This window comes from Halomonas sp. 3D7M, from assembly GCF_014897885.1.
GTDB lineage: Bacteria > Pseudomonadota > Gammaproteobacteria > Pseudomonadales > Halomonadaceae > Vreelandella.
In genome coordinates this window covers 5,177-11,455 of the sequence record NZ_JABUZF010000123.1, presented here as the reverse complement: position 1 = coordinate 11,455, position 6,279 = coordinate 5,177, and the positions used below count along the sequence as shown (strand labels likewise).

Annotated in this window: 7 protein-coding genes and 1 pseudogene; 1 reads left to right on the top strand and 7 read right to left on the bottom strand. The window is 56.9% G+C overall.

Annotated features, from left to right (window positions below):
* Nucleotides 1-167 precede the first annotated feature (167 nt).
* On the top strand, nt 168-599 hold the full coding sequence (locus tag INT22_RS05715; RefSeq protein ID WP_193059995.1) for an META domain-containing protein: 432 nt from the start codon (nt 168-170) through the stop codon (nt 597-599).
* 33 nt (nt 600-632) lie between these two features.
* On the opposite strand, the gene INT22_RS05710 is transcribed toward INT22_RS05715, so the two are convergent.
* From INT22_RS05710 to INT22_RS20325, 7 genes and pseudogenes are all read right to left on the bottom strand, one after another.
* A complete protein-coding gene (locus INT22_RS05710) occupies nt 633-1,811 on the bottom strand; it encodes an FAD-dependent oxidoreductase (RefSeq protein ID WP_193067849.1) in 1,179 nt (392 codons plus the stop codon).
* A gap of 7 nt (nt 1,812-1,818) precedes the next feature.
* Nucleotides 1,819-3,963, bottom strand: coding sequence for an FAD-dependent oxidoreductase (locus INT22_RS05705; protein ID WP_193067848.1), 2,145 nt, complete (start codon nt 3,961-3,963; stop codon nt 1,819-1,821).
* Nucleotides 3,964-4,039: 76 nt separating this feature from the next.
* Nucleotides 4,040-4,669, bottom strand: coding sequence for a TIGR04282 family arsenosugar biosynthesis glycosyltransferase (locus INT22_RS05700; protein WP_193067847.1), 630 nt, complete (start codon nt 4,667-4,669; stop codon nt 4,040-4,042).
* Nucleotides 4,659-5,204 (bottom strand): TIGR04283 family arsenosugar biosynthesis glycosyltransferase, encoded by a 546-nt coding sequence (locus INT22_RS05695; protein WP_319022046.1) that lies wholly within the window; start codon nt 5,202-5,204, stop codon nt 4,659-4,661. Before INT22_RS05695 ends, INT22_RS05700 begins: the two co-directional genes overlap by 11 nt.
* On the bottom strand, nt 5,195-5,356 hold the full coding sequence (locus tag INT22_RS21865; protein ID WP_319022045.1) for a glycosyltransferase: 162 nt from the start codon (nt 5,354-5,356) through the stop codon (nt 5,195-5,197). The genes INT22_RS05695 and INT22_RS21865 overlap by 10 nt, the downstream gene beginning before the upstream one ends.
* Before the next feature lie 19 nt (nt 5,357-5,375).
* Nucleotides 5,376-6,011 (bottom strand): ATP-binding cassette domain-containing protein, encoded by a 636-nt coding sequence (locus INT22_RS05690; RefSeq protein WP_193067846.1) that lies wholly within the window; start codon nt 6,009-6,011, stop codon nt 5,376-5,378.
* Nucleotides 6,008-6,279, bottom strand: a pseudogene (locus tag INT22_RS20325) (ABC transporter permease); the annotation flags it as partial. The pseudogene INT22_RS20325 and the gene INT22_RS05690, both read right to left, overlap by 4 nt.

Here is a 6,279-nt window from a genome sequence, read left to right as displayed (position 1 = left end):
GGGATGGGCATATGGCGTTCGTGAAGTCGCCCGACGGTATTTCTGTCGAGCTACTGCAAAAAGGCGATGCGTTGCCCTCTCAGGAGCCATGGGCGTCAATGGAAAACAGCGGAAGCTGGTAATTTGTCAATAAGGAGCATGAGACAGTGACGGTCAAATTTGGAGCAATGCTAGCCGGTGTCGCTACCGCGCTATTAATCAGTGCGTGTAGCAGTACACCAGAGCAAGAGAGCACGGCAGCGCCGGAAAACGTGTCGCTGTCAGGCCCGATAGTCGATCAGCGTTGGAATTTATTGCTAGTAGGTACCGATGAACGGGTATCGTTACCCAATACGCCATTCTTTCAAATTGGACGCGACGGCAGCGTGAGCGGTTCGGATGGTTGTAACCGATTTACCGGCAGTGTGGAGTTGGGTGAAAATCAGCGTATCGAGTTTAGCCAGCTCGCCTCAACACGCATGGCTTGCCCCAATATGGAAGACGCCAAGCAGGTAACAGATATGCTCGATACGGCCTATCGCTACCTCATCGACCATGATCGGCTGGTGTTTTTTGGACCAGATAGCCGCGTATTAGGCGGCTGGCGCGAAGCTAACTAAGCCTTCAGTTAGCATCTGATCGCAGTTATCTAGTTAGTGCTTAAAAGGCGGGTTGAAGCGGGCAATAAAGCGCGCATCAATCCGCTTTTTCCATTCCCATACCCAGCGGCCTGAGAAACCGATGGCGCCTCTACTGGCAATCGCATGGCCGTCGCCAGTGCCAATTAGAGCCAGGACACGTTTTGGTGGCTTCCACTCGGCCAGCGGTTCATTGTGACAGGCGGCGCGCAGGTTCTCCGCCAGCACTGGCCCCTGGCGCACGGCGTAAACTCCGGCCTTGGGTAGTGGGGAAGAGGACAGTGGCGATGAGTGCAGTGATGTACTGAACGCTGCACAGTCACCCGCGGCAAAAAGCCCCGGCTGGCCCGCTACCTCAAGTGTCTTATTCACCTGGATGAATCCCCGCTTCTCCAGCGGCAGTGGGGTGTCTTGCAGCCAAGGTTGGCCAACGGCACCGGTAGCCCACAGCACGATATCCGCGTCAATCAGTTCGCCTTTAGAGGTGTGGACGCCACCAGCTATTAGCGCCTGGCCGCGCACACCGGGCAGCACCGTAATGCCTGCCCGGCGCAGAGCACGTTGGGTTAACCAACGAGGTAGCCAACCCGCGCCGGGTAACAGTGTCGTTGATGCGCTGACTAGCGTGCCCTGCCAAGTAATATCTGAACGTTGTTGACGAAGCTGCGCCAACACACTCATTAAGGTTTCACAGCCTGCCGCGCCGCCGCCTACGCTCACCACTTGCTGTGTAGAACCATGGGGAAACTGGTCGACTTTCTCTCTCAGCGCTTGCCAGCGGTGGTGCAGTGAGCTTAGCGGTCGCATCGCCAACAAGTAGGGGCATTGTTCGCCATGTTTTTCGAGAAATGGCTGTTCAGGCAACCTTACCGTGGAGCCCACGTTAAATGAGGCTACATCGAAATGGATCGCCTCGCCGTTCGCTAGCGCTAGCTGGCGCTTAGTGGGATTGAGAGCCACTGCAGGCGAAGTGATTAAGCGAGCGCCTGCCCGTTGAGAGAGCGCCGCTACATCAATTTGTGTTTCGCGTAGCGTGCATTCCCCTGCCAGCCACGCTGGCACGCTGCCAGAATAGGCTGACAGCGCACTGTCGCTAACCACGGTGATAGCGATTGACGGATCTGGGTGCTGAGCAAAGGCTTCCAGCACGAAGGCATGGGCATGGCCCGCGCCAATCAGCACGAGATTTTTCATGGGGAGATCATTTTTCCGCGCCACGCCGCCAGCGGAAATAACGTTCCAATAGGGTGAGAATACGCTCGGGCTTGTGGGCGTTTTTCCACACGCCAGCGGTGGCCTTGGCAGCTTCACCAAGGGTGGGATAGGGATGAATGGTGCCCAATAGCTTGTTAAGCCCCAGGCCATGCTTCATGGCGATGGTGAACTCTCCTAACCATTCTCCGGCGTTTTCAGCCACGATGGTCGCGCCAAGGATTTTGTCTTTACCGGGCACGGTAAGCACCTTGATAAATCCTTCAGTCGCGCCTTCGGCAATGGCGCGGTCGCTTTCACTCATGGCATAGCGGGTGACTTCAAACGCCACGCCCTTAGCGCTGGCCTCTTTTTCGTTGAGCCCGACCCGCGCTACTTCCGGCTGGATATAGGTGACAGCAGGCATAAAGCGATAATCTACAGCGAAGCTTTTTAATTCACCAAACAGAGCATTAACGGCTGCGTGCCACGCCTGATGGGCAGCGGCATGCGTGAGTTGGTAGGGGCCTGCTAGGTCGCCGCAGGCCCAAATGTTGGGCAGCCGAGTTTGCAGACGCTCGTTGAGTTCCAGCGTGCCAGCGTTGGTGGTAGTGATTCCCAGCGCTTCCAGCCCCAGTCCTTCAACATTGGCTTGGCGGCCAACGCTGACAAGCAAATAATCAAATTCGATGGTGATGCGCTGGCCATTGTGCTCTACCACCAGTTGATGTCCGGGGCCATCTTGGCTTACTTCCAAGGCGTTGGCGCCGGTCATTACGTTAACGCCTTCCTGGGTGAGCGTGCGCGCCACGTGTTCGCCTACGTCTTGGTCTTCTCGGCCTAGCAACTGTGGAATACCTTCCACCAAGGTGACCTGACTGCCCAGGCGGGCAAAACTCTGGCTGAGCTCGCAGCCAATTGCCCCGCCGCCGAGTACGACCAAGCGTTTAGGCAGTTCCGTGAGTGACCACAGGTTTTCTGAGGTGAGCAGTGGTGCATGCTCGATGCCAGGAAGCGATGGCACGCGGGGTCGTGCGCCAGTGGCTAGCACAATATGGCGGGCGGTCAGGGTTTTATCACCGACCTTAACTTCCCAAGGAGACGTCAGAGTGGCGTGCTCCTGATACACCTCAACGCCCAGTTTAGTGTAACGCTCGACACTATCGTGGGGTTCAATATCAGTAATGGCTTGATGTACGTGCTTCATCACCTTGGCAAAATCAATCTCCGGCTCGCCAGCGTTAACGCCAAAGCGGTGTGCTGTACGCATGTCGTGAGCAGCACGGGCGGCACGAATTAGCGCCTTTGAGGGGACACAACCGGTATTCAGGCAGTCGCCGCCCATTTTGTGCTTTTCTACCAACGCTACTTTAGCTTTTACGGCGCTGCCGATGTAGCTAGTGACCAGACCCGCTGAGCCGCCGCCGATGACCACAATGTCGTAATCAAACCGGGATGGACGCTTAAAACCACGATAGGCATTGCGCTTTTGCACCTGTAGCGCAATACGGCGAGCTATCCAAGGGAATACTGCCAGCAGCGCAAACGAGGCCAAAAGCCCAGGAGAAATAATCCCGCCCAGGCTTTCAAGTTCACCCAATTGGCCGCCCGCATTTACGTAGACCGCGGTGCCGGGCAGCATGCCTAGCTGGCTTACCCAATAAAAGGTGACTGTTTTAAGCCGCGTTAAGCCCATCACCAGATTGATCATAAAGAAAGGGAATATCGGTACTAAGCGAAGGGTAAAAAGATAAAAAGCGCCGTCTTTATCAACGCCACGATTGACCGTATCGAACTGGCGCGGAAAACGCCTTTCAATCGGCTGTCGAAACAAGAACCGCGAGAGTGAAAAGGCCAGCGTTGCGCCGATGGTGCTAGCAAAGGAGATAATTAACAGCCCCCAACCGAGACCAAACAGCGCGCCCCCAAGCAGTGTGAGGAGTGTCGCGCCGGGTAGCGATAGTGCCGTCATGACCACATACAGCGCAAAGAAAATGCCCGCAACCTGCCAAGGGGATTGCTGAAATGCAGCCTGGAAATCGCTGCGATAGGTTTGCAGGGTTTCCAAGGTGAAAAACGTATGGGCACCGCTCACGTAAAAGCCAAACACGGCCAGTAGCAGCAGGGTGATAATCAGCAGGCGCTGGCGGTTCATGGCAGGCTCCGTTGGGGCAAGGTGGTGTTAGCAGCAGAACATTCGTTCAGTAACAGTGGCGTAAAGAGCGGAATCCTTACAGGCTGTTTGCGTGCTTCAGCGTTTGTTGCCAGCGCTGCCAGTCTTCTGGGCGGTCAATATCCCACATGGTGTCGGGAAAGATGGCTTCCAAGGACAGCGCAGCAAGCCGCTGACGAGTGACCTGGAGCACTTGCGCGGTTCCCCAAGGAATGTCCTCAAAGAGGCTAGGATGATCGTCATGAGTGCCAATCAACCCATAGCCGCCGTCTTCGGCAGGTAAAATCACCACGGGCACGTTTTTAAGCGCTGCACTGCACTGCCTAAGCATGGCAACGGTGATGCTCGGGCAATCAGTGCCCATCACCATCGACGGACCTTGTGTGCTATTCAGTGCATGCCGGACGCGTATTCCCACATCGCCCTGCCGTTGAGTGGCGAGCGAAATGCCGTAGTGAGCCTGCAGCTCCACAAACAACGGATGCTGATGTTCTAAGGAGGTCCATAGCGTGACGTGTTGCGACCCCAGTGCTTGGCAGGCGGTGGCAACGCAGTGGCGAACCATGGTGGCATGGGCTTGCGCCGCACCTTCTGGCCCTAGGCAAGGAATTAAGCGCGTTTTCGCCTGCCCCGGCAGTGGCGCTTTGGCCAGTAGATGTAGATGGGGCTGCACGGACTTAGCGGGCATTGCGATACTCCTTGGCCAGTTGGGTGGCGCTGACGCCGCGCCAGTAGCGGTAACGTAGTCGCCACATCAGGCAAATCGTTTTCCAGGCGCCGAACTGATCCCAGCGCCTGCCTGAGCTTATCACTTTGGTACGTAGGTAGGCGGGGCGAGAAACTGCCTTTAGCCGCTTGCTTAGCTCAATATCTTCCATTAACGGTTGTTCAGGAAAGCCGCCGACCGCTTCAAAAGACGCTCGGCGTAGGAACATGCCCTGGTCGCCGGTGGCGATACCGCTTAGCCGTGAGCGTAGGTTCATCAGAATGCTAACGAGCGGCAGCCAGCGGCTTGTTCCCTCAAGGTGAATATCAAACCGCCCCCAGCAATTCGTGTTCAGCGATTGGGAAATCAGCTTGCTTGCCCCTTCGGGAAGCCGGGTGTCAGCATGTAAAAATAGCAGCGCTGCTGAGCGCGCGCGTGCTGCGCCCAGGTTCATCTGCTGTGCTCGACCAGGGGCACTCGTCAGTAGCGTATCCGCTAGCGGAGTGGCTAACGCCACGCTGTCATCGGTAATCCCCCCATCGTGTCATCGGTACTCCCCCCATCGACCACAATGATTTCTGTGCCGGTCTCTCGCAGTGGCTGCAGCGCGGCTAGCGCCATTTCAATCCCTGCAGCCTCATTCAGCATGGGAATCACAATGCTAAGCATAGGTGATTTCGCGCCAGGGTTAACCAAGGGCAATGATTGGCCCTCCGGCGGCATTGGCATCGGCTTCATCATGGGTAACCAGCAGGGTGGGCAGGCCCGCTTCGCGAAGTTGACCGAACACTAGCGTACGCATCTCCTGGCGCAGTGCGGTGTCCAGTTTGGAAAACGGCTCATCCAGCAGCACCGCGCGGGGCTGTGAAAGCAGCAGACGCATCAGCGCCACCCTAGCTTGCTGGCCGCCGGAAAGGGTCGCCGGATCGCGGTTTTCAAAGCCCGCCAGCCCCACCTGTTCCAGCGCTTGGGCGACCTGCTGGCGTTTGTCGTTGGCATGGTGTGGCAGGCCAAAGCGACAATTCCCCGCCACGCTTAAATGGGGAAATAGCATCGGATCCTGAAACAGCAGGCCAATGCCACGCTGTTCGGCGGGCAGGGTATCCAGGCGTTTATCGCCCAGATAGAGTTCACCTTGAGCCTGAAAGGCCGGCGACAAAAAGCCCGCCAGATAGGCCAGCAAGGTAGACTTGCCTGAGCCTGAAGGGCCCATCACGGTTAATACTTCGCCAGGCGCTATGTCACGGTGCATTGCCAGCAGTGTTTCGCCTGTCAGCGTGATCGTCATCTGTTTGATGTGCAGCGGTTGAAGGTTTGGGGTCATGCAACTCCTCGCATTTGGCGGCGTTTTGCCCATACAAGGCGGGGAATCATGAGTGCCAGACTAAAGCCAATAAACGGCAGTAGCGCCTGCAACAGCGCCAATACCGCCACTAGCCTGCGATTGCCGCCAGATGCCATGGCAACGGCTTCGGTAGTGATGGTGGGGATGCGACCACCCCCTAGCAGCAGTGTTGGCAAATACTGGCCAATACTGACGGCTAAGCTGACTGCGCAGGCGGTAAGTAGCGGGGCCAATAACAGTGGCAGCC

What these genes read in the sequence shown, in the direction of transcription:
- INT22_RS05715 (WP_193059995.1), top strand. Translation starts at nt 168, where the DNA reads ATGCTAGCCGGTGTCGCTACCGCGCTATTAATCAGTGCGTGTAGCAGT.
- INT22_RS05710 (WP_193067849.1), bottom strand. Translation starts at nt 1,811, where the DNA reads ATGAAAAATCTCGTGCTGATTGGCGCGGGCCATGCCCATGCCTTCGTG.
- INT22_RS05705 (WP_193067848.1), bottom strand. Translation starts at nt 3,963, where the DNA reads ATGAACCGCCAGCGCCTGCTGATTATCACCCTGCTGCTACTGGCCGTG.
- INT22_RS05700 (WP_193067847.1), bottom strand. Translation starts at nt 4,669, where the DNA reads ATGCCCGCTAAGTCCGTGCAGCCCCATCTACATCTACTGGCCAAAGCG.
- INT22_RS21865 (WP_319022045.1), bottom strand. Translation starts at nt 5,356, where the DNA reads ATGCTTAGCATTGTGATTCCCATGCTGAATGAGGCTGCAGGGATTGAA.
- INT22_RS05690 (WP_193067846.1), bottom strand. Translation starts at nt 6,011, where the DNA reads ATGACCCCAAACCTTCAACCGCTGCACATCAAACAGATGACGATCACG.